This is a genomic window from Shinella sp. GW821-FHT11G07, assembly GCF_058808115.1.
The window spans coordinates 1-20,549 of the sequence record NZ_JBXARJ010000001.1 but is presented as its reverse complement, the minus strand read 5'-3'; the positions used below and the strand labels follow the sequence as shown (position 1 = coordinate 20,549).

General features: G+C 64.0%; 20 protein-coding genes. 16 read left to right on the top strand and 4 right to left on the bottom strand.

Going from position 1 to position 20,549, the window contains the following annotated elements; all coding sequences use genetic code 11:
* Positions 1-19: 19 nt before the first annotated feature.
* Positions 20-883 (bottom strand): MurR/RpiR family transcriptional regulator, encoded by an 864-nt coding sequence (locus tag AC1RT2_RS00100; RefSeq protein WP_493098317.1) that lies wholly within the window; start codon positions 881-883, stop codon positions 20-22.
* Positions 884-1,021: 138 nt separating this feature from the next.
* Here AC1RT2_RS00100 and AC1RT2_RS00095 point away from each other — a divergent pair, with 138 nt between their 5' ends.
* The 9 genes from AC1RT2_RS00095 (at position 1,022) to AC1RT2_RS00055 (ending at position 10,451) form a co-directional block, all read left to right on the top strand.
* Positions 1,022-2,110 carry a D-TA family PLP-dependent enzyme gene (locus tag AC1RT2_RS00095; protein ID WP_493098315.1) on the top strand — a complete coding sequence of 363 codons (1,089 nt, stop codon included), beginning with the start codon at positions 1,022-1,024 and terminating at the stop codon, positions 2,108-2,110.
* A 120-nt stretch (positions 2,111-2,230) separates the two neighbouring features.
* The gene (locus tag AC1RT2_RS00090) at positions 2,231-3,724 is read left to right on the top strand and encodes a M81 family metallopeptidase (RefSeq protein ID WP_493098313.1); all 1,494 of its coding nucleotides are present in this window, start codon (positions 2,231-2,233) and stop codon (positions 3,722-3,724) included.
* A gap of 56 nt (positions 3,725-3,780) precedes the next feature.
* Positions 3,781-4,173: a RidA family protein gene (locus AC1RT2_RS00085; RefSeq protein ID WP_493098311.1), complete on the top strand. Its 393-nt coding sequence runs from the start codon at positions 3,781-3,783 to the stop codon at positions 4,171-4,173.
* Positions 4,174-4,348: 175 nt separating this feature from the next.
* Entirely contained in the window at positions 4,349-4,891 is a 543-nt protein-coding gene (locus AC1RT2_RS00080; RefSeq protein WP_493098309.1) for a flavin reductase family protein, read from the top strand.
* Between the two features lie 109 nt (positions 4,892-5,000).
* Positions 5,001-6,353: an LLM class flavin-dependent oxidoreductase gene (locus tag AC1RT2_RS00075; protein WP_493098307.1), complete on the top strand. Its 1,353-nt coding sequence runs from the start codon at positions 5,001-5,003 to the stop codon at positions 6,351-6,353.
* 10 nt (positions 6,354-6,363) lie between these two features.
* Positions 6,364-7,215, top strand: a complete 852-nt coding sequence (locus AC1RT2_RS00070) for an ABC transporter permease (RefSeq protein WP_493098305.1) — start codon at positions 6,364-6,366, stop codon at positions 7,213-7,215.
* 31 nt (positions 7,216-7,246) lie between these two features.
* Entirely contained in the window at positions 7,247-8,221 is a 975-nt protein-coding gene (locus AC1RT2_RS00065) for an ABC transporter substrate-binding protein (RefSeq protein ID WP_493098303.1), read from the top strand.
* A gap of 9 nt (positions 8,222-8,230) precedes the next feature.
* The gene (locus tag AC1RT2_RS00060; RefSeq protein ID WP_493098301.1) at positions 8,231-9,004 is read left to right on the top strand and encodes an ABC transporter ATP-binding protein; all 774 of its coding nucleotides are present in this window, start codon (positions 8,231-8,233) and stop codon (positions 9,002-9,004) included.
* Positions 9,005-9,134: 130 nt separating this feature from the next.
* Entirely contained in the window at positions 9,135-10,451 is a 1,317-nt protein-coding gene (locus AC1RT2_RS00055; RefSeq protein WP_493098299.1) for a replication-associated recombination protein A, read from the top strand.
* A gap of 3 nt (positions 10,452-10,454) precedes the next feature.
* Here AC1RT2_RS00055 and AC1RT2_RS00050 read toward each other — a convergent pair whose 3' ends face one another.
* Complete coding sequence (locus tag AC1RT2_RS00050) at positions 10,455-11,051, bottom strand: CDP-alcohol phosphatidyltransferase family protein (protein ID WP_493098298.1); 597 nt, start codon at positions 11,049-11,051, stop codon at positions 10,455-10,457.
* A gap of 120 nt (positions 11,052-11,171) precedes the next feature.
* Between AC1RT2_RS00050 and AC1RT2_RS00045 the strand changes: the two genes are divergently transcribed.
* Genes AC1RT2_RS00045 through AC1RT2_RS00025 form a run of 5 tightly spaced genes read left to right on the top strand, consistent with a single transcriptional unit; the run spans position 11,172 to position 16,266 of the window.
* Positions 11,172-12,908, top strand: a complete 1,737-nt coding sequence (locus AC1RT2_RS00045) for a bifunctional alpha/beta hydrolase/class I SAM-dependent methyltransferase (RefSeq protein ID WP_493098296.1) — start codon at positions 11,172-11,174, stop codon at positions 12,906-12,908.
* 7 nt (positions 12,909-12,915) lie between these two features.
* Positions 12,916-14,250 (top strand): phosphatase PAP2/dual specificity phosphatase family protein, encoded by a 1,335-nt coding sequence (locus AC1RT2_RS00040; RefSeq protein ID WP_493098294.1) that lies wholly within the window; start codon positions 12,916-12,918, stop codon positions 14,248-14,250.
* A complete protein-coding gene (locus AC1RT2_RS00035; protein ID WP_493098292.1) occupies positions 14,247-14,684 on the top strand; it encodes a hypothetical protein in 438 nt (145 codons plus the stop codon). Before AC1RT2_RS00040 ends, AC1RT2_RS00035 begins: the two co-directional genes overlap by 4 nt.
* A complete protein-coding gene (locus AC1RT2_RS00030; protein ID WP_493098290.1) occupies positions 14,681-15,334 on the top strand; it encodes a lysophospholipid acyltransferase family protein in 654 nt (217 codons plus the stop codon). Before AC1RT2_RS00035 ends, AC1RT2_RS00030 begins: the two co-directional genes overlap by 4 nt.
* Positions 15,334-16,266 (top strand): phosphatidate cytidylyltransferase, encoded by a 933-nt coding sequence (locus tag AC1RT2_RS00025; protein WP_493098288.1) that lies wholly within the window; start codon positions 15,334-15,336, stop codon positions 16,264-16,266. Before AC1RT2_RS00030 ends, AC1RT2_RS00025 begins: the two co-directional genes overlap by 1 nt.
* Here AC1RT2_RS00025 and AC1RT2_RS00020 read toward each other — a convergent pair whose 3' ends face one another.
* Together AC1RT2_RS00020 and AC1RT2_RS00015 are read right to left on the bottom strand one after the other, a co-directional pair.
* Entirely contained in the window at positions 16,267-17,109 is an 843-nt protein-coding gene (locus tag AC1RT2_RS00020; RefSeq protein WP_493098286.1) for a carbon-nitrogen hydrolase family protein, read from the bottom strand.
* A gap of 87 nt (positions 17,110-17,196) precedes the next feature.
* Positions 17,197-17,739, bottom strand: coding sequence for an Lrp/AsnC family transcriptional regulator (locus tag AC1RT2_RS00015; RefSeq protein ID WP_069063019.1), 543 nt, complete (start codon positions 17,737-17,739; stop codon positions 17,197-17,199).
* Positions 17,740-18,014: 275 nt separating this feature from the next.
* On the opposite strand from AC1RT2_RS00015, the gene AC1RT2_RS00010 reads away from it, so the two are divergent.
* A complete protein-coding gene (locus AC1RT2_RS00010) occupies positions 18,015-19,508 on the top strand; it encodes an APC family permease (protein ID WP_493098283.1) in 1,494 nt (497 codons plus the stop codon).
* Complete coding sequence (locus AC1RT2_RS00005; RefSeq protein WP_493098281.1) at positions 19,505-20,377, top strand: universal stress protein; 873 nt, start codon at positions 19,505-19,507, stop codon at positions 20,375-20,377. The genes AC1RT2_RS00010 and AC1RT2_RS00005 overlap by 4 nt, the downstream gene beginning before the upstream one ends.
* The last annotated feature ends 172 nt before the right edge of the window (positions 20,378-20,549 follow it).

Here is a 20,549-nt window from a genome sequence, read left to right as displayed (position 1 = left end):
GGCGCTCTCCCGGTTTCCGCTAATCGCCGAGCACCTGCCGGTCATTGCCGTCGCGGCGGCGGACCAGTTCCTCCTTGATGCTGCGCAAGCTTCTCGTTGCTCGGTCGCGGTCGGCATAGGCAACGAGATTGGCGAGCATGTCGATCACGGCAAGATAGGCGTAGCGCGTCGAGGTCGGGCGAAAGATGTTCTTGCCTTCCGGCAGGTCGATGGGGATCACGACATCGGCGAGTTGTGCGACCGGTGAATGGCTTTGCGTCACGACGATGCTCGGGATGGCGCGCTGGCGCAGCAGTTCGAGACAACGCACCAAGGCCGGGTCTCGACCGCTGAAAGAGGACGCGAAGACGACCGTGCCGGGCTCAGCGGCAGCAGCGAGCATCATGTTCATGTTGTGGTCGCTGGACGCATGGATGCGGCAGCCGAGGCGGAAGAGGCGGTTGTGCAACTCGTTGGCGATCATCGCGGAATTTCCGCTGGCGCCGAAGGCATGGATGAACTCTGCACTGCGCAGCATCTCGGCCGCCTTGCCGATCGCCTCCAGATCAAGCTGGCGATGAAGCTGGGATAGGGCGTTCTGCGCCGTGGAGACGATGTCCTCCGCAACTTCCGCTGGCGTCTGTGTGGGGACATCCGGCTTCAGGTACCGCAGGCCCACATAGGGCATCTTGGCGAGTTGTACCTTGAAGTCCGGAAAGCCCTGGCAGCCGAGCCTGCGGCAGAACCGCGTTACCGTTGGCGGCGAAACCCCGGCACGTTCGGCAAGCGCGTTGATCGATGCGTTGACGACGAAATCGATATCCTCCAGCACGAGGCGGGCAAGCGTTTTCTCTCGGGCCGAAAACGTGCCCTCTTCATCCGAAAGGGCGTGGAACAGGTCCATTCAAACTCCTGCGCGTCGCATGCCGTGAGGGACGCGCTCCGTGAAAACCGATTTCTTCTCTCGCCCTTTCGTACCATAATGGCGGGCAGCTTCAACGGGCGCCCTCGACCGATCGGCGCCGAAAATCCGCAGGTTCCCATGACGTCTCCCTGGCCGGCCGCCGGCACGCCGCTCGATCAGATCGCAACCCCCATGCCCGTCGTGGACGAGGACCGGCTCGCTGCGAACATCCACCGGGCGCAGGCCTATTTCGACGCGCATGGCAAGGCATTCAGGCCGCATATCAAGACGCACAAGATCGTCGCCGTCGCCGAGGCGCAACGTGCGGCCGGGGCCATCGGGATCAATTGCCAGAAGGTGAGCGAGGCGGAGGTTTTCGCCGACGCCGGCTTCGAGAATATCCTGATCACCTACAATATCCTCGGCGCCGCAAAACTGCAGCGTCTGCGTGCCCTGCACGACCGCATGCCGCGTTTGAGCGTGGTGGCCGACAGCGAGACGACAGTCGCGGGGCTGGCCTCGGCCTTCGAGGTTGCACACCCGCTGACGGTGCTTGTCGAATGCGATACGGGCGGCAAGCGCTGCGGCTTGCAGACGCCGGAGGCGGCGGCGCATCTGGCTGAACGGATAACGGCATCGCCGGCGCTTCGGTTCGGTGGCATCCTCACCTATCCCGCGCCGGCTGGCGCCCAGGCGGTCGAGGCTTTCCTGACCGAGACGATGGCGCTGCTGGCGAGGAAAGGCATCGATTGCCCGGTCCGCTCGAGCGGCGGTTCACCCGATCTGTACCAGGCCCACCTCGTACCCTCGGCGACCGAACACCGCGCCGGCACCTATGTCTATAACGACCGCAGCATGGTGCGCGCAGGCCATTGCACGCGGGCGGATCTCGCCATGCACATCCTTGCTACCGTGGTCTCGCGCCCGACTGAGGACCGCGCCGTGCTGGACGCCGGCTCGAAGGCGCTCACCTCGGACCTGCTCGGTTTCAGCGACTATGGCGAAATCGAAGGTTTTGAGGCAGCGCGCATCGTTTCCCTGTCGGAAGAACACGCGGTCGTCGATATCGGCGAATGCCGGGATCGTTTTCCCGCCATCGGCAGCGTGGTGCGGGTCGTGCCCAACCATACCTGCGTCGTCAGCAACCTGTTCGACCGCATGGTTTTCCATCGCGACGGGATCGTGACGCGGGTCGAGGATGTGGCGGCGCGTGGCACGGTCTGGTAATATAATTTCAGAAATTATCGAAATTTTTCGCCGATAATTGACATATCTGAGAAAAATGCCTTTTCTGTGAAAACTATTTACAAGCCTTCACGAAGGCTCATAAATCCACGGATGAACGGCATGCGCATTTTTACGGCCTCCCTTGCGACGGAAACCAACACGTTTTCGCCCGTGCCCACCGATATGAACGCCTTCAAGGCGGCGTTCTATGCGGGGCCGGGCGAACATCCGGATACGCCGACGCTGTGCTCCTCCGTGGTGCCGATTCTACGCCATCGCGGACGGGCGGAGGGTTTTACCGTCATCGAAGGGGCATCCTGCTGGGCGGAACCCGCCGGGCTCATTCAGCGCAAGACCTATGAGACGTTGCGCGACCAGATTCTTGGCGAACTCGACGCCGCAATGCCGGTCGACGCTGTCGTGCTTGGCCTGCATGGCGCGATGGTTGCGCAGGGCTATGACGACCCGGAGGGGGATTTTCTGGAGCGCGTTCGTGGCCGTGTCGGCCCGGACGTGCTGATCGCCGTCGAATTCGATCCGCACAGCCACCTCACCGCCAAGCGCGTCGCCAATCTGGATATCCTGGCCGCCTTCCTCGAATTCCCGCACACCGACTTCGAGGAGCGCGGCGACCATGTCGTCGATCTGGCGCTGCGCACGTTGAACGGGGAAATCAAGCCGGCCATCTCGACCTTCGACTGCCGCATGATCACCATCTACCCGACGAGCCGCGAGCCGATGCGCTCCTTTGTCGACCGGCTGAAGGCGATGGAGGGCAAGGACGGCATCCTGTCTATTTCCGTCATCCACGGCTTCATGGCCGGCGACGTGCCGGAGATGGGCACGCGCATCGTCGTCATCACGGATGGTGACAAGGCGAAGGGTGACGCGCTTGCGCAGGCGCTCGGCCGTGAGCTTTATCGCCTTCGCAAACAGACGGCCATGCCGATGCTGGATACCGAGGCCGGGCTCGACAAAGTGCTGGCGATCCGCGCCGAGCAGCCGGAAAAGTCTGTCGTCATCGCGGACGTCTGGGACAATCCCGGCGGGGGCGTGGCGGGCGACGCGACGCATATCCTGCGCCGGATGCTCGAACGCGGCTTCGAAGACGTCGCGGTGGCGACGATCTGGGATCCGATCGCCGTGTCCTTCTGCCATGCCGCAGGGGAGGGGGCGGAGCTTGCGCTACGCTTCGGCGGAAAGTCAGGCCCCGAAGGCGGTGCGCCGCTCGATCTCCGGGTGACGGTGCAACGCGTCTTTGATGCCGGCTGGCAGAGCTTTCGCAACAGCCGGGTGACGCTTGGCAGCACTGCGGTCGTCCGGCCGGTCGGCACAACGATCGACATCGTGCTGATCACCAGCCGCACCCAGACCTACGAGCCCGATATCTTTTCCAACCAGGGCATCGATTTTACGGAAAAAGCCTTCCTGCTGGTGAAATCGACCAACCATTTCCACGCCGGTTTCCAGCCGGTCTCCTCGGATATCGTCTATATCGCGGCACCGACCTCCTATCCGACCGACCCGGCGACGACACCTTACCGCAAGGTGCGCCTCGACATCTGGCCCCGTGTCGCCGACCCGCTTGGGCTCGATCCTGTCATTTCCGGTTGACGGCAGCTGGCAAAGCCGGTGGTGCTTGGACGAAACGATCCAAAGGAGAATCGGCCATGGCTGACTACGACGCACCCTTCTTCATCGAGGATACCGACGAGGGCGAGATTTCCTCGGATGTTGCCGGCCTCGGCAACCTGCTCGTCACCACGCATATTCCACTCGCAGCGGACGGCTCGCTGGAAACCGGGGACATCAGGACCCAGAGCATCGCGACGCTGGAAAGCCTGAAGACCTCGCTGGAAAAAGCCGGCAGCAGCCTTGCCGACGTGATGCACCTGACGATCTATCTCACCGACATGGCCGAGCGTCCGGCCTTCAACGAGGTCTACTGCGCCTATTTCAAGAAGCCCTATCCGGTCCGCTGTGCCGTCGGCGTCGCGGCACTTGCCGATCCCGGCATGAAGGTCGAGGTGACGGCGATGGCGGCGCGGCGCAGGCGCGTCTGAGATTTCGCCGCATTCTCCCTACGAACAGGCCCGCCGGCAGGGAAAGTCGGCGGGCCTTCTGACTGATATGCATATTTTCTATAAAAATAGTCAATTTCAGAAATCCGTGCCTGCTACCTCTCGTTTTCGTTTGTTATCCCTATGAACATCCGAAGTCTCAAGCGGAGCGGGAACGATGAATGCGCATGCCGAAAACACTCTCTTCAACGTCCGTGATACGGCGGTGCTCGATCACCCGGCGGATGCCGATCACCTGAAGGCGGCGCTGCGCACGCTGGGTGGCGGCGTCAGCATCATCACCGCAGGGGAGGGCGAAAGCCGCACAGGCGCCACCGTCACCTCTGCGACGGCTCTGTCCATGGAGCCGGCGCGCATGCTCGTCTCCCTCAACCGCACATCGTCCACGTGGCCCGTCGTCGAGCGCTACGGCCATCTCGGCATCAACATCGTCGGCGCCAGCCATGAAGCGCTCGCCGACCAGTTCGCCGGGCGCGGCGGCCTTCGTGGGCCGGACCGCTATCGGGGGGCCGAATGGACCACGGCCGTCAGCGGCGCGCCGCTGCTCGTCGATGCCGTCGCGGCGATCGATTGTACGGTCGAGGAAGCCATTGAGCGGCATAGCCATGTCATCGTCATCGGCAGGGTCCTGGCGATCCGCATCGGCACCGGTCATTCGCTGCTCTATCAGGACGGCCGCTATCACGCCGTACCCCGGTAACGGCTAAGCGGCCACCCGCCGCAGGCATCACCCATTCTGCAATGCCCCAACCCGCAGCTGGCGGGATCGAGAACCTGCGGCCACGCGGCCGTCTTCGAAAGGAAACAAGATGACACGCAAGATCAGACTTGGCGCCTTCCTTCCCGGCGGGGGACAGCACGTCGCCTCGTGGCGACATCCGGACCAGCCGGTCGACGGCGCAACGAGTTTCGCATTCCACAGGCAGCTCGCCGAGACGGCCGAACGCGGGCTCTTCGACGCCTACTTTCTCGCCGACAACCTCGCCATCGGCTTTGGCGGTGCGCGTGAAGGCGGCAATGCGCGCATCGCAGGCTTCGAGCCTGTGACGCTGTTCTCCGCGCTCGCCCCCTTGACCTCGAACATCGGCTTCATTGCCACGGCGTCCACGACCTACGAGGAGCCTTACAACACGGCGCGCAAATTCGCTTCGCTGGACCTCCTCTCCGGCGGCAGGGCCGGCTGGAACGTCGTCACCACGACCGGCGACCCGACCGCGCAGAACTTCAACCGCGAAACCCAGCTTCCCCATGCCGCGCGGTATCGGCGTGCCGCCGAGCATGTCGATGTGGTCAAGAAGCTCTGGGACAGTTTCGAGGACGACGCCTTCATTCGCGACAAGGAGAGCGGCGTCTTCTACGATCAGGACAAGCTGCATGAGAGCGAACATCGCGGCGAACATTTCCAGGTGCGCGGGCCGCTCAACGTTCCCCGCTCGCCGCAAGGCCATCCGGTAATCGTGCAGGCCGGCCAGTCGGATGACGGGCGCGGGCTTGCCGCTGCCACTGCCGAGGTGATCTTCACCGCACATCAGCACATCGAGACGGCGCAGGAGTTTTACCGCGATATCAAGGCGCGCGCCCGTGGCCTCGGCCGCAGCCCCGACCATATTCTCGTCATGCCGGGTGTGGCGCCGTTCGTCGGCCGTACTGAAGCCGAGGCGCGAGAGAAATACGATCGTCTGACGGCACTTATCGTCGAAGAAGATGGCATCGGCCTGCTGAACGGCCTCACCGGCGGGACACTCGACTTGCGCGGCTATGACGTTGACGGCCCGCTGCCGCCCGCCCCACCGACCGAGGGCATGAAGAGCCGGCAGGCGCTGATCCGCCAGATCGCCGACGAGAACAATTTCTCCATTCGCCAGCTCTATCAGTGGATCGCCACCGCGCGTGGGCATTTCACCATCGTCGGCACGCCGGAAACGATCGTCGACACCCTGCAGGAATGGTTCGAGAACGAGGCCGCCGACGGCTTCAACATCCTGCCGCCATGGCTGCCGACAGGGCTTGAGGATTTTGTCGAGCTGATCGTGCCGGAACTTCAGCGCCGCGGCCTGTTCCGCACGGCCTATGAGGGCCGGACGCTGCGTGAAAATCTCGGCCTGCCGTTCCCCATCAACCGCTGGGCCGGCGCGCGCGCCACGGCCCAGGCTGCCGAGTAAGGAGAGCGCCATGTCCTACGAAAACGTCAACTCCACCCTCGGCGCAGACTTCCGCCTGACCAACGGCCCACGCGCGACACCGGCTCTCATCACTCGGTTGAATGCCCTGTTACCGGCATTCTTTGCCCGTTACGGACTGGTGTTGGCCTTCCTGGCGCTCTGGCAGGTTTCGAGCACGCAGGGGTGGGTCAATCCGTCCGTCTTCCCGCCGCTCGACCTTATCCTGTCCGCTCTTTGGGGCAGTCTTTCGAGCGGGGCGCTGCTGGATGACATCGCCATCAGCCTCCAGCGTTCCGGCATCGCCTTTGCCGCCGCGGTCGTGATTGGCATCCCGCTCGGCCTCGTCATGGGGCAGGCGCGGGTTATCGAGCAGGCGCTCGACCCGCTGCTGCAGTTCTTCCGCCAGACCTCCGCGCTTGCGCTCTATCCGGTTTTCATCCTGCTGCTTGGCCTTGGCGAAACCTCGAAGGTCTTCGTCATCTTCTGGGCGACGCTTTTTCCGATCCTGCTTTCGACGATCGGCGGCGTGAAGGAAGTCGACACAAAACTCATCGAAATGGCGCGAACCTATGGTGCCGGACGTCTCGCGATCTTCCGTCGCGTCGTGCTGCCGGCCTCGGTTCCGGCGATTTTCGTGGGCCTCAGGCTTTCGGCGACCACGGCGCTGCTGCTGCTCATCGCCGCCGAGATGATCGGCGCCAACAAGGGCATCGGCTTCCAGGTGATGAACGCCCAGTACAATTTCCAGATTCCGCTGATGTTCGCAGCCATCCTGCTGCTGGCACTGCTCGGTCTGCTTGCCAATGCGGTGCTCGTCCTGCTCCAGCGAAAACTCTGCCGCTGGGCGCAGCCCAACGCCTGATCCCAATTTTTCTTTCCGAAAGGACACGTCCATGACCTTCCATTCCCGCAAACTGCTCCTCTCTGCAGCCCTCTTTATCGGCCTCGCCGCCACCGCCTCGGCGGAAGACGTCAAGCTGCGCTATCTCGCCAGCCAGGGTGGTCTTTCCGCCCATGAACTGGCGGCCGAACTCGGCTATTTCGACGGAACCGGCATCACGATCGAAAATGTCGGTTATGCCACGGGCGGCCCGGCCTCGCTGATCGCGCTTGCCTCGGGCGATGTGGAACTCGGCAGCGCCGCGACATCGGCTGTCTTGAATTCCATTATCAGCGGCAACGACTTCGCCGCGGCCTATCCCTCGAACGGCATCAACAAGGAAGTCGAATCGATTTTCTATGTGCTGGAAGACAGCCCGATCAAGGACATCAAGGATATTGCCGGCAAGAGCATCGCCGTGAACACGCTCGGCGCCCATCTCGATTATACGATCCGCGAAGCGCTGCATTCGGTCGGACTGCCCACGGATGCCGCCAACCAGATCGTCGTGCCCGGGCCGCAACTTGAGCAGGTTCTGCGGTCGGGCCAGGTGGATATTTCTGCCTTCGGCTATTGGCAGACGACGTTCGAGGGCGCAGCAAGAAAGACCGGTGGCCTGCGTGCGGTCTTCGGGGATACGGATGTACTCGGCGAAATCGCCGGCGGTTTCGTCGTGCTGCGGCGTGATTTCATCAAGGCGCATCCGGAGGCTGCCAAGACCTTCGTGGAGCAGTCCGCACGCGCGCTCGACTATGCCCGCGAGCACCCTGAAGAAACCCGCAAGATCTTCGCAAAAGCCTTGGGAGAACGCGGAGAAAACCCTGAAATTGCGCAATATTTCCGCGGTTATGGCGTGCGCGCCGGCGGTCTTCCGGTCGAGCGGGACGTGCAGTTCTGGATCGACGTTCTGGTCCGCGAGGGCAAGCTGAAGGAAGGCCAGCTTGCGGCCAAGGACGTGCTTTATTCTCCCGACGCCGCAACGAACTGAGGCACGATCATGAGCCTTGCTCCACAGACCGTGCGCGGGGAGGTGACGATCCGTCACCTCTCCAAATCCTTCACCCTGAACGGGCGCCCGCTGCCGGTCCTCAGCGATGTCAACCTGCAGATCCGCTCTGGCGAAAGCCTCGCCATCGTCGGCGCCAGCGGCTCCGGCAAGACGACGTTGCTGCGCATTCTCGCCGGTCTCGACGAGGCCGACAACGGGGAGGTGCTGATCGACGGCAAGGCGGTTAAAGGCATGGGGGCCGAGCGCGCCGTCATCTTCCAGGAACCACGCCTGCTGCCCTGGCTGACCGTGCTCGACAACGTCGCCTTCGGTCTCGATACCCGCGGTGGCATCAGCCGGGAGGAGGCGTGCAACCGGGCCCGGCGCTACGTGCATCTTGTCGGGCTCCAGGCCTTCGAAACCGCATACCCGCGGCAACTCTCCGGCGGCATGGCACAACGCGTCGGGATTGCCCGCGCCCTTGCCGTCCAGCCGGAAATCCTGCTGCTCGACGAGCCGCTGGGCGCGCTCGACGCGATGACCAAGATCAGCATGCAGCAGGAACTGACGCGCATCTGGCGCGACGAGGACGTGACGACGATTCTCGTCACGCACGATCTGGAAGAGGCAATCTATCTCGCCGACCGCATTCTCATCCTGCCGCGCGAGAAGAACGCCGCGCCGCGACTGATCGAGATCGATCTGCCGCGCCCGCGCGACCGGAGTTCACCGCAATTCGTTCGCCACCGCGAGGAACTGCTGAACCTCTTCGGGCTGCACTGACCGCAATTCCCTGACGATTGCCTTTGACCCTGCCTGCTTCGGCCGATAGACGAACGTCATTCGACCGGAGCAGGCGTTTTTGTTGATGCCTGACCTCGTCGGACGGACAGAATCTTTCGACGAGGATCCCATGACCGATCTTTTCGATGCCGCACCGCGCACAGGCTCGATGCCGCTTGCCGCCGAACTGCGGCCGGCCACTCTGGACGATGTGATCGGCCAGGAGAAGATCATCGGCGAGGGTACGATGCTGCGCCGGCGCATCGCAGCCGGCCGGCTCGGCAGCATTATCCTCTACGGCCCGCCGGGTCTGGGGAAGACGTCGATCGCGCGCGCCATCGGCAACATGCTTGGAAAGAGCTTTCGGCCGCTGCATGCCGCGCACAACAATGTTGCCGATATCCGTAAGATCGCCGATGAGGCGCGCATGCGGCCGACGCTGCTTTTCGCAGACGAGGTGCATCGCTTCAGCGCCACGCAGCAGGACCACCTTCTGGCGCTCTGCGAGGAAGGCGTCGCAGATTTCATCGGCGCGACGACCGGCAACCCCTATCACACGCTGACGCCCGCTCTCATATCGCGTTCGACCATCCTGAAGCTCGAGCCGCTTACCCTCCAGGAGATGGAGGAAGTGGTGCAGCGCGGCCTTGCCCATCTGGCGGCGCGCGGCCTGGACGTCCGGCTGGAGCCGGCTCAATTGCGCCGTATCGCAGGCCGTTCCGGCGGCGATGCGCGGCGCGCGCTGACCGTGCTGGAGGGCCTCGCGGTCGGCCATGCGCCGGGCAAGCCGGTCGTCATAACCGAGGCCATGGTCGAGGAGGCCTATGCGGCCGCTCCCGTCAATCACGACCGGTCCGGCGATGCGCATTACGACGTCGTCTCGGCCTTCGTGAAGTCGATGCGCGGCTCCGATCCTGATGCGACGCTCTACTGGCTCGCACGGCTGATCCATGGCGGCGAGGATCCGCGCTACATCGCGCGACGCATCATGATCCACGCCTCGGAAGATGTCGGCCTTGCCGACAACACCGCTTTGCAGACCGCCGTCGCCGCGCTGCACGCCGTGGAAAAGATCGGTTATCCCGAGGCGCAGATCATTCTGGCGCACGCCGCGCTGCATGTCGCCCGCGCGCCAAAATCCAACTCCGCCTGCCGTGGCATTTCGCTGGCACTTACGCATGTGGCAAACGAGGCGCCGTCGGCCGTACCGATGCACCTGCGCGATGCGCATTACAAGGGCGCGGCCGCACTCGGCCATGTCGGCTATGCCTTTCCGCATGACGACGGACGCGGCTGGAGCGAGCAGGTCTATGCGCCGGATGTCTCACGCGGCAGCTTCTACCAGAGCGACGCCCGTGATGCGGCGACCTTCGAGCGGCGTGCCGACGAGCATTGGGACCAGGTGACGGGCCGTCCGACGCCGCGCCGGTTCGGCGGCGGACGCTGAGGTTCAGGCCTCGACGAGGCCGGCCCTGATGCGGTTGACGACCGTCCAGACCAGCAGCACGCAGGTCATCGGCTGGATATGCCATGTCCATGCCGGCAGGACACCGAAGACGGCGACCAGCGCACCGAGCGCGCCGAACAGCAGCGCCCGATCGCTCTTGCCCATCGGCCCCTCATAGTTGCGACCCTTGCCATGCGCGACGCCCAGCACGCCGGCAAATTCCGTCAGCATGGCAAGGAAGATGATCGCGAAGAGCCATGGCAGCGAGAAGGGGGCGATCAGCGCGAAGGGCACATAGAGCGCGGCATCGGAGATGACATCGGTGATCTCGTTGAGATAACCGCCAAGCGCGCTCTTCTGGCCATGTTCGCGGGCCAGCATGCCATCGACGGCATTGAACGCCATGCGCAGGACCATCCAGATCGGCACGAGCGCGAACAAGGTGGGCTCGGGGCGCAGAACGAGAAGCGCGCCGATCGCAACCGAGACTGTGGCCGCGATAAGCGTCACCTGGTTGGCGGTGACGCCCAGGCCTGCGAGCCGGCCGACAAGCGGGCGAAGAAGGGTCTGGAAGGACGATTTCAGTTTATAGATCGACATGAAAGTTTAAATCCGCTCGATTGCCTTCAACAAATGCAGACGCAACGCTATGAAATCAACTGCAAACCGCAGGGCTCATCCGTATAGGGTGGACAAGGTTTGAAAGGGAGTGAGGACCGCATGATCGAATCGGCGTTTGCGAGCCACGATGGCGTGGAGCTTTTCTATCGCACCTGGCCCGCACGCTCCGGCACGGCGAAGGGTGCGATCGTGCTCCTGCACCGCGGCCACGAGCACAGCGGCCGGGTGGCCCATATCGCCGAAGAGCTCGGCCTCGACGACTTTGCCATCTACGCCTGGGATGCCCGCGGCCATGGCCGATCGCCCGGCGAGCGCGGCCATTCTCCGTCCTTTGCCCATTCGGTGCGCGACTTAGACTGCTTCGTGCGCCACATTCGCGAGACCGGCGGCTTCGCGATGGACCAGATCGCGGTCGTTGCGCAGAGCGTTGGCGCCGTGCTGGCCGCAACCTGGGTGCATGACTATGCGCCGGATATCCGCGCACTGGTGCTTGCCTCGCCCGCTTTCGACGTCAAGCTCTACGTGCCCTTCGCCAAGGAGGGGATTGCGCTTTGGCAGAAGCTGAAGGGCACGTTCTTCGTCAATTCCTACGTGAAGGCGCGCTTCCTGACGCATGATCCGGCGCGAATCGCCTCCTTCGAGGCCGATCCGCTGATCAGCCGCCCGATCGCCTCCAACATCCTGCTGGAACTCTACGAGGCGGCGGACCGGGTGGTGGCCGATGCGCGCGCCATCACCGTGCCGACTCAACTCCTCATCTCGGGCGCCGACTTCGTCGTGCGCCACGGGCCGCAGCACCGCTTCTTCGAAAATCTCGGCAGCACGATCAAGGAACGGCATGTGCTGCCTGGCTTCTACCACGACACGCTCGGCGAGCGGGACCGGGCGAAAGCCCTGGAGAAAGTGCGCGCCTTCATCACGGCGCGTTTTGCCGAGCCGCCGGTGGTGGCGGATGTTCGTCGCGCGCATCTTTCCGGCTACACCCGCGACGAGGCCGACCGGCTGGCGACGCCGCTGTCGCTTCTGTCGCCGCGCGGGCTTTACTGGGCGATGACGCGTGCCTCGATCCGCTTTGGCGGGCTGTTTTCCAAAGGCATCGCCACCGGTGTGCGCACCGGTTTCGATTCCGGCTCGACGTTGGATTACGTTTATGAGAACGAACCGCGCGGCCTGGGGCCGGGGGGTCGCCTGATCGACCGGCAGTTTATCGATGCCATCGGCTGGCGCGGCATCCGCCAGCGCAAGGTCCATCTGGAGGAACTGATCGGCAAGGCACTCTCGCGCCTCAAGACCGAAGGCAAGCCGCTCCGCGTGCTGGATATCGCAGCCGGTCACGGGCGCTACGTGCTCGACGCGGTGGCGGCATCGGAGGCGAAACCCGAAAGCATCCGCCTGCAGGATTACTCGCCGATCAACGTGGAGAAGGGCACGGCGCTGATCGCCGAACGCGGTCTCCAGGGTGTCGCCGCCTTCCACCGCGCCGATGCCTTCGATACGGAAGGGCTGGCGACGATAGACCCCCGGCCGACGCTTGCCATCGTCTCCGGCCTCTACGAACTCTTCCCGGAAAATGCCATGATCGAGGCCTCGCTTGCCGGCCTTGCGCGTGCCGTGGAGCCCGGGTCGCTTTTGATCTATACCGGCCAGCCCTGGCATCCGCAGCTCGAAATGATCGCCCGCGCCCTCACCTCCCACCGTGGCGGCGAAGCGTGGATCATGCGCCGGCGCACCCAGCAGGAAATGGACCAGCTCGTTGCCGCCGCCGGCTTCCACAAGATCGAGCAGCGCATCGACAAGTGGGGCATCTTCACCGTCTCGCTGGCCGAACGTCTCTGAGGCCGGCATGGGGGAGGGCATCGTACCGGTTCTTGTCACCGATCGCCGCGCGGTCTTTCGCGCGGCGGCACTCTGGCTCGCCGTCCTGGCGCCGTTCTTCTACCTGACCTACGGTACCGCGAACTGGCTTGCTTCCTTACGGACAGGGGTGCCGAACCTCGCCTTCGGCTGGGAAACACACATTCCCTTCATCGCCTGGACGATCATCCCCTATTGGTCGATCAACGCCTTCTATGCGCTCTCGCTCTTCGTCAACGACACGCCGGATGAGGTGGGCCGGCTGGCACGGCGCTATCTTACGGCGCAGGTTGTCGCCGTCGTCTGCTTCATCGTCCTGCCCTTGCAGGCCATCTTCGTGCGGCCGGAGACGGACGGCCTGCCCGGCTTCATGTTCGACGTGCTTGGCGGTTTCGACAAGCCTTTCAACCAGGCGCCGTCGCTGCATATCGCGCTGCTCGTCATCATCTGGGATCATTGGCGCGGACGGCTGCGCGGGATCGGGCTTGCCGTCTGGCATGTCTGGTGCCTGCTGATCGGCCTTTCCGTGCTGACAACCTGGCAGCATCACGTCATCGATATCCCGACCGGCGCCTTGCTCGGCCTCTTCGCGCTCTGGCTTTTTCCAGCGGGCAAACCATCACCGCTCGCCGGTTTCCGCCGGACAAATGATGCGAAGGCGTGGCGGCTCGTGACCTACTACGCCGCCGGCGCCTTGGTGTTCCTCATCCTGACCATCCTCGCGACGCTGGATTCCGGCGCGGGGCTGCTTCTGCTTTGGCCAAGCCTGGCACTTGCCATCGTCGCGCTCGGCTATGCCGGGGCAGGGGCAGCCGTTTTCCAGAAACAGGCGGATGGACGCGTCAGCCTTGCCAGCCGATGGCTGCTTGCACCCTCCCGGCTCGGCGCGCGGCTGAACATCCTGTGGTGGACCCGAAAACTTCCGCCGGCGGTGGAGGTGGCGGACGGCGTCTTCCTTGGCCGCTTTCCATCCCGTGCGGACCTTTCGACCTATGTCGCGGTGATTGACCTGTCGGCGGAGTTTCCGGGACATAACGTGCCTGGCCTCGCCTGGCACGCCTTTCCCGTCCTTGATCTGCTTTCTGCCTCCGCGCCGCGCATTCGTGAAGCGGCGATGGCGGTCGAGGAGGCGCGGCGGCACGGCCCCGTTCTCGTCAGTTGCGCGCTCGGCTTCCAACGCAGCGCCGCTGTTGCCGCTTGCTGGCTGATGCGATCGGGCCACGCCACCAATGCGGCCGCGGCCGTGGCGCAGGTCAAGGCGAAGGGCCGGCCGGTCCATCTTCCATTTGACGCCTATGCCCTTATCGAGGAGGCCGCGCGGTGACGGACTGGAAGGGGGTTGCAGGCGACGCCGGTCGCCGCCTGCGGCGGAACGGCCTGATCGGCGGCGCGCTGGCTCTGCTGATCCTCGCGATCGCCCCGCCAACGGCGGGCGTGCATGGCTTTACCGCACCGCTCGGCTGGTGGCTGCTGCTGGCCTTCTGCCTGTTGCCGCTTGCCGTCTCGGTCCATCTGCTGTTCGACGCAGCACTCTTCCGGCTTGCCGCGTCCCATGACACGGAAGACGAAGGTCTCTCTGCCATCGATGATGTCTTATCTCGCATGGGGCTCCGGGCGAGGGACCACACGCCGCGATCGCTGGCGGAGCGTCTTCAGGGATGCCGCCGGCTTGTCTGGTTCCAGCGCGCATCGCTCGCCATCGGTGCGGTGCTCTATGCCATCCTTCTCCTCGACGCGATGGATGGAGGCGGCGCATGACGGGTGGTGGAGCATCCCTGCTGCAAAAAGTGTCCGGCGCAGCACTTGCGGGCCTTTCCCGCGCCGTCACAGGCGTCAGGCCCATCTGGGCGGGCGCGGCGCCGAACGGCCGGCAGCGCATCTATTTTGCCAATCATGCGAGCCATGGCGATTTCATCCTCATCTCGACCTGCCTGCATCCGGCCGAGCGCAGCCGCACCGCCGCTGTTGCGGGCGCCGACTATTGGAACGCGGATTCCATCCGCCGTTTCATTGCCGGAAAGCTGCTGCGCACGGTGCTCGTCGAGCGCAACTGGGTCGAGCGGACGGCCGATCCTTTGCAGGTCATGCTCTCGGCGCTCGAAGCGGGCGAATCCCTGATCTTCTTCCCGGAGGGCACACGCAACATGACCGAAGAGCCGTTGCTGCGCTTCCGCTCAGGCCTCTACAATCTCGCGGCCGCCCGGCCGGATGTCGAACTGGTGCCCTGCTGGATCGAGAATATGTCGCGCGTCTTGCCCAAAGGGGCAGTACTGCCCGTGCCGTTGCTCTGTCGCGTGGTTTTTGGCGCGCCGCTCGTGCTGGAGGCCGAGGAGGAGCGCAAGGCTTTTCTCGACAGGGCCCGACAGGCGCTTCTGGCGCTGGCGCCGCAAAAGGATGGAAACCGCTGATGAGCGACGATACCACACGCCTCTTTTTCGGCCTTGTTGCCGTGCTCGTCACGGCAAGCCTCGTTGCCGGTGCGCTTTCCTATCGCAGCCCGAAGCCGCTGCCGTCGACGCTCGAAAATCTCAATGCGCGCATCAAGGCCTGGTGGATCATGGTGACGGGTATCAGCGTCGCCTTCCTGTTCGGCACGGGCGGCGTGATCCTGCTGTTCGCCTTCGTCTCCTTCGCGGCGCTTCGCGAATATGTGACGCTGACCAACACGCGCCATGCCGACCGCTGGACGCTGCTCGGCATGTTCCTGATCATCATACCGGTGCAGTACTACCTGATCTGGATCGACTGGTACGGGCTCTATTCGATCTTCATCCCCGTCTACTGCTTCCTCGCCATGCCGGCGCTGACGGCAATCCGGGGCGATACATCGCGTTTCCTCGAACGGGTCAGCGAGCAGCAATGGGGCATCATGCTCTCGGTCTATTGCATCAGCCACGTGCCGGCGCTGGTGACCCTGCCCATTCCGGGCAACGAGGGACGCGGCCTGCTTCTGATCGCTTTCCTCATCGCCACCGTGCAGGGCAGCGACGTGCTGCAATATATTTTTGGAAAACTCTTCGGCCGGCACAAGGTCGCGCCGAGCATTTCGCCGTCGAAGACCTGGGAAGGCTTGATCGGCGGCATTGCCAGCGCCTCGCTGCTTGGGGCCGGGCTCTACTGGCTGACGCCCTTCTCGCCCTTCGAAGCCGGCGTGCTGGCAGGCCTTGCGTGCATCATGGGCTTCTTCGGCGGCCTCGTCGCTTCGGCGATCAAGCGCGATCGCGGCGTGAAGGACTGGGGACACATGATCGAGGGCCATGGCGGCATGCTCGACCGCGCCGACAGCCTCGTCTTCGCGGCACCGGTCTTCTTTCACATCGTGCGCTACGCCTGGACCTGATCAGCGCCGCTTCGGCATGGGCACCAGCGGCCCGAGGCTGTCGAGATAGGTCGAGGCCCCGCCATTCTCGTAAGTCGTGAAGGCGACGTTGCGATCGCGGTAGGATTTCAGCACCTGGCCGAGGCCGTTGGCGCCTTCGGCGCGCACCTGGCGCACGAGGCCGAGATCGATGTTGATCGGGAAGATTTCCGTGACCTGGCCACACTGGTGCACGACATTGCCGGTCGGATCGGCGACCAGCGAACGGCCGACGCCGCCGGCATCGAGCCCATTCACGTCGATGACGTAGCAGGAGAACATCACCGCCGTCGCCTGCACGATAGCAAGTTCCGCCTTGCGGTCCGTCGTGCCGGTCAGCACAGGGTGGATGAGCACCTCGACGCCTGCCGAAGTCAGCGTGCGCGTCGTCTCCGGGACCCAGATGTCGTAGCAGATGGAAAGGCCGAAGCGGCCGACATCCGGCACGTCGAAGATCAGGAAGTCGGTTCCGCCGGTGACACCCGCCTCGAAGGGCATGAAGGGGAACATCTTGTCGTAGCGCCCGACGATCTCGCCGTCCGGATTGATGACGACCGAATGATTGTAGGTCCTGCCCTCCCGGTGCACGAAGTAGGTGCCGGGAATGATCCAGACGCGGTGTTTTGCGGCGAGCGCCTGGAAGACGGCCTCGTCGGCCAGCGGATCCTCCGCCGCGCAGGCATGCAGCGGACCATGCATGGCAAGCTCGGAAAAGACGATCATGTCGGTGCCCGGATAGAGCGCCATGGTCTTTTCCACCTGGATCGTCATGGCCGCGATGTTTCGGCCGGTGATCGGCACCGACATCTGGATGCCTGATATCATGAAGCGGGAATTATCCCGCCGGCCGGCGGAGGCGGGCATAGCGTTTGCGTCGGAAAAAGTGCCTGACATGATGTATCTCTATGGAAGCTATTTGCCGGTGCGGACAGCGGGCCGGGTCGGCACGCCGCGCGGCGTCGGGGAGACGAGATCGTCGAAGGCCACGCCCCGGTAGGGCTTGCTCGACTTGAGCACGATGTAGCTCGAAAGATTGCCGATCTTGGGGCCGAGACGCAAAAGCTCGTCCGACAGCATCTGGTAGGAGGCGATATCAGGGCAGACGAAGCGCACGAGGTAATCGATCGGCCCGCTGACCTTGGTGCATTCCACCACGTAGCGCATCTCTTCGACCATCGTTTCGAAGATCTCGAAATCCTCCAACCCATGGCTGTTGAGCGTCACTGCAGCGATGACGTCGACATGGCGGCAGACCTTTGCGAGGTCGATAATGGCATGGTAATTGGTGATGACGCCGGCCTTTTCGAGCCGCTTCACCCGCTGCAGGCAGGGGCTGGGCGAAAGGCCCACGGCATCGGCCAGTTCCTGGTTCGTCATGCGCGCATTGGCCTGAAGACATGCCAGAATACGCAGATCGATCTGATCGAGCCGGATCGACCCGTCTTCATCCTTCATTCACTCGCCCCCTGCTGCATGGACGGGCCATGCGTCTCCCGATGAGCGTGGCCCGACAGCCTCGACCCATAAGGATACGTTTGTCCCGACCCTGTCAAGCTGGCCTCCAGGTCACCGTTTCGCCCCTCCCGGTCACCCCTTGGCGCTTGCGACAAGAACTTTCGAGAAGGGTGCTGTGCTCAGCAGCAAGTGTCGGAAAATGACAGAAATACGGCAGCACCTTTGCCGGCCCCGACGCTACAGTGATTGCATATGGGGAGACATCGGGGGGAACGATGGCGTCAACTATCCTGGAACAAATCACACGCAAGAAGCCGGTTGACCGGCTGATTGCGGACACCTCGGGTGCCGGCGACGGGCATGGCCATCTCGGACGCTCGATCACGCTGTTCCAGCTGATCATGTTCGGCGTGGGGGCGACGATTGGCACGGGTATCTTCTTCGTGCTGAGCGAACAGGTGCCGGTGGCCGGCCCGGCGGTCGTGCTCTCCTTCATCATCGCGGCGGTCGCGGCGGGCTTGTCGGCGCTCTGCTATGCCGAGATGAGTTCGATGATCCCGGTCTCGGGCTCCTCCTATTCCTACGCCTATGCGACGCTCGGCGAGGGCATCGCCTTCTTCGTCGCCGCCTGCCTCGTTCTGGAATACGGCATCTCTGCCGCCGCGGTAGCGGTCGGCTGGGCCGAATATGTCGAAAAGCTGCTCTTCAACATCACCGGCATCGTGCTGCCCGGCTGGATGATCAAGGGGCCGATCACCGTCGTAGATGGTGACCATCCCTTTGCCATGGCCTTCTTCGCGGAAGGTTCCGGCCTCATCAACCTGCCGGCCGTCATCCTTGTCATGCTCTGCTGCATCCTGCTTTTGCGCGGCGCCAAGGAATCGGCGCGGGCCAATGCCATCATGGTGATGGTCAAGCTCGCCGTGCTGACCCTCTTCATCGTGATCGCCGGCAGTGCCTTCAACAGCGCGAATTTCATGCCCTTCTTCAACGAGAGCGGTTTTGGCGGCGTGCAGGCGGCAGCGGCTTCGATCTTCTTTACCTTCGTCGGCCTCGATGCAGTCTCGACGGCTGGCGAAGAGGTGGTCAATCCGCGGCGCAACCTGCCGATCGCCATCATCTCGGCGCTCGTCATCGTCACCGGCTTTTATATCCTGGTCGCGCTGGCCGCCCTTGGTGTACAGCCGGCGGATGCCTTCGACGGGCAGGAGGCAGGTCTCGCCACCATCCTGCAGAACCTGACGGGTGCGGCCTGGCCGGCGAACCTGCTGGCGGCCGGTGCGGTCATCTCGATCTTTTCGGTCACGCTCATCGTGCTTTACGGTCAGTCGCGCATCCTCTTTGCGGTGTCGCGGGACGGCCTGCTGCCGTCGATTTTCCACAAGGTCGATCCGCGCAGCATGACGCCGGTCGCCTGCACCATCATCGTCGCGGTCTTCGTGTCGCTGATCGCCGCCTTCGTGCCCTCGGGCCTGCTCTGGGACCTGACGAGCATGGGCACGCTCACCGCCTTCACCGTCGTTTCGGCCGGCGTGCTGATCCTGCGCTACACGCAGCCCGACATGCCGCGCGGCTATCGCGTGCCGTTCGGCCCGGTTTTGCCGGTGCTCAGCATCGTCGCCTGCCTGTACCTCATCTTCAAGTTGAGCTGGATGGTCTATGCCATTACCGGCGTCTGGGTGGCGATCGCCGCACTTGTCTATTTCGGTTACTCCGCCCGCAACTCGCGGCTCGAAAAGCCGGAAGGTCTCGGCGAGGCAGCAGAATGAAGATTCTCGTCGGTCTATCCGCCGACCAGGGCGGGCAGGAGGCACTGGCGCTCGGTGCGGTACTCGCCCGGTCCTGCAAGGCATCGCTCGTCGCCTGCACGGTGACGCCCGACACCTGGGGCCATCCTTCGCCGGCACGCGTCGACGGCGAATATGGCAGCTTCCTCGCCCGGCACACCGCCACGGTGCAGGCCGAGGCAAAGGCATCGCTTCCCGACGACGTGACCGCGGAGTTCCTCGCCGTTTCCGCCTCCTCGGCGCGTGAAGGCCTCGCCAGGACCGCCTCCGAGATCGGCGCCGATTGCCTTGTGCTCGGTTCGGCGCGCGAGGCCCCGTTCGGCCGCTTCGGCGAGGGCGGCGTGACGACGGAACTCTTGCGCTCCGCGCATCTGCCGATCGCGGTGGCGCCGCATGGCTATTCGGCCGGCCCCGAGAGCCGTATTCGACGGCTCAGCGCCGCCTATTCCGGTTCGTCTTCCGCTCCAGGTATCGTCGCCCGCAGTGCGGCACTCGCACAGGAATATTCGGTGCCGCTTCGTCTCGTGACCTTCGTTGTGCGCGACAAGCAGATGTATCCAACGGGTGCCGGCTACGACGCGGAGCATTTCGTCTCCAACGTGCTGCGCGAGCAGGCACGGGATGTGCAGACCACCCTGCTTGCCGGACAGGCGGGGCTTTCCGCCGAGATCGCCGACGGCCCGACCTGGAAGGCGGCTTTCGAGTCGCTCGCCTGGGAGGAGGGCGAACTGCTCGTTCTCGGTTCCAGCAAGCTGGGGCCGCTGATGCGGGTCTTTCTCGGCTCGAACGCCCGCAAGATCGTGCACAACGCGCCGGTGCCCTGCCTCATCCTGCCGCGCGCCGAAGAATAATCGAAAAGGGTATTCCAGCCGCTCGGACAAGTCTCGTAGAGTACCATTCAGGATGGGGCAAAAGACGTGAAACACCGCCCCACCGGAGGAAAACAGATGACGACCAAGACTTACAACCAGCCGCTCGGCGGCAACGAGATGCCGCGCTTTGGCGGGCCTGCGACGATGATGC

What these genes read in the sequence shown, in the direction of transcription:
- AC1RT2_RS00100 (WP_493098317.1), bottom strand. Translation starts at nt 883, where the DNA reads ATGGACCTGTTCCACGCCCTTTCGGATGAAGAGGGCACGTTTTCGGCC.
- AC1RT2_RS00095 (WP_493098315.1), top strand. Translation starts at nt 1,022, where the DNA reads ATGACGTCTCCCTGGCCGGCCGCCGGCACGCCGCTCGATCAGATCGCA.
- AC1RT2_RS00090 (WP_493098313.1), top strand. Translation starts at nt 2,231, where the DNA reads ATGCGCATTTTTACGGCCTCCCTTGCGACGGAAACCAACACGTTTTCG.
- AC1RT2_RS00085 (WP_493098311.1), top strand. Translation starts at nt 3,781, where the DNA reads ATGGCTGACTACGACGCACCCTTCTTCATCGAGGATACCGACGAGGGC.
- AC1RT2_RS00080 (WP_493098309.1), top strand. Translation starts at nt 4,349, where the DNA reads ATGAATGCGCATGCCGAAAACACTCTCTTCAACGTCCGTGATACGGCG.
- AC1RT2_RS00075 (WP_493098307.1), top strand. Translation starts at nt 5,001, where the DNA reads ATGACACGCAAGATCAGACTTGGCGCCTTCCTTCCCGGCGGGGGACAG.
- AC1RT2_RS00070 (WP_493098305.1), top strand. Translation starts at nt 6,364, where the DNA reads ATGTCCTACGAAAACGTCAACTCCACCCTCGGCGCAGACTTCCGCCTG.
- AC1RT2_RS00065 (WP_493098303.1), top strand. Translation starts at nt 7,247, where the DNA reads ATGACCTTCCATTCCCGCAAACTGCTCCTCTCTGCAGCCCTCTTTATC.
- AC1RT2_RS00060 (WP_493098301.1), top strand. Translation starts at nt 8,231, where the DNA reads ATGAGCCTTGCTCCACAGACCGTGCGCGGGGAGGTGACGATCCGTCAC.
- AC1RT2_RS00055 (WP_493098299.1), top strand. Translation starts at nt 9,135, where the DNA reads ATGACCGATCTTTTCGATGCCGCACCGCGCACAGGCTCGATGCCGCTT.
- AC1RT2_RS00050 (WP_493098298.1), bottom strand. Translation starts at nt 11,051, where the DNA reads ATGTCGATCTATAAACTGAAATCGTCCTTCCAGACCCTTCTTCGCCCG.
- AC1RT2_RS00045 (WP_493098296.1), top strand. Translation starts at nt 11,172, where the DNA reads ATGATCGAATCGGCGTTTGCGAGCCACGATGGCGTGGAGCTTTTCTAT.
- AC1RT2_RS00040 (WP_493098294.1), top strand. Translation starts at nt 12,916, where the DNA reads ATGGGGGAGGGCATCGTACCGGTTCTTGTCACCGATCGCCGCGCGGTC.
- AC1RT2_RS00030 (WP_493098290.1), top strand. Translation starts at nt 14,681, where the DNA reads ATGACGGGTGGTGGAGCATCCCTGCTGCAAAAAGTGTCCGGCGCAGCA.
- AC1RT2_RS00025 (WP_493098288.1), top strand. Translation starts at nt 15,334, where the DNA reads ATGAGCGACGATACCACACGCCTCTTTTTCGGCCTTGTTGCCGTGCTC.
- AC1RT2_RS00020 (WP_493098286.1), bottom strand. Translation starts at nt 17,109, where the DNA reads ATGATATCAGGCATCCAGATGTCGGTGCCGATCACCGGCCGAAACATC.
- AC1RT2_RS00015 (WP_069063019.1), bottom strand. Translation starts at nt 17,739, where the DNA reads ATGAAGGATGAAGACGGGTCGATCCGGCTCGATCAGATCGATCTGCGT.
- AC1RT2_RS00010 (WP_493098283.1), top strand. Translation starts at nt 18,015, where the DNA reads ATGGCGTCAACTATCCTGGAACAAATCACACGCAAGAAGCCGGTTGAC.
- AC1RT2_RS00005 (WP_493098281.1), top strand. Translation starts at nt 19,505, where the DNA reads ATGAAGATTCTCGTCGGTCTATCCGCCGACCAGGGCGGGCAGGAGGCA.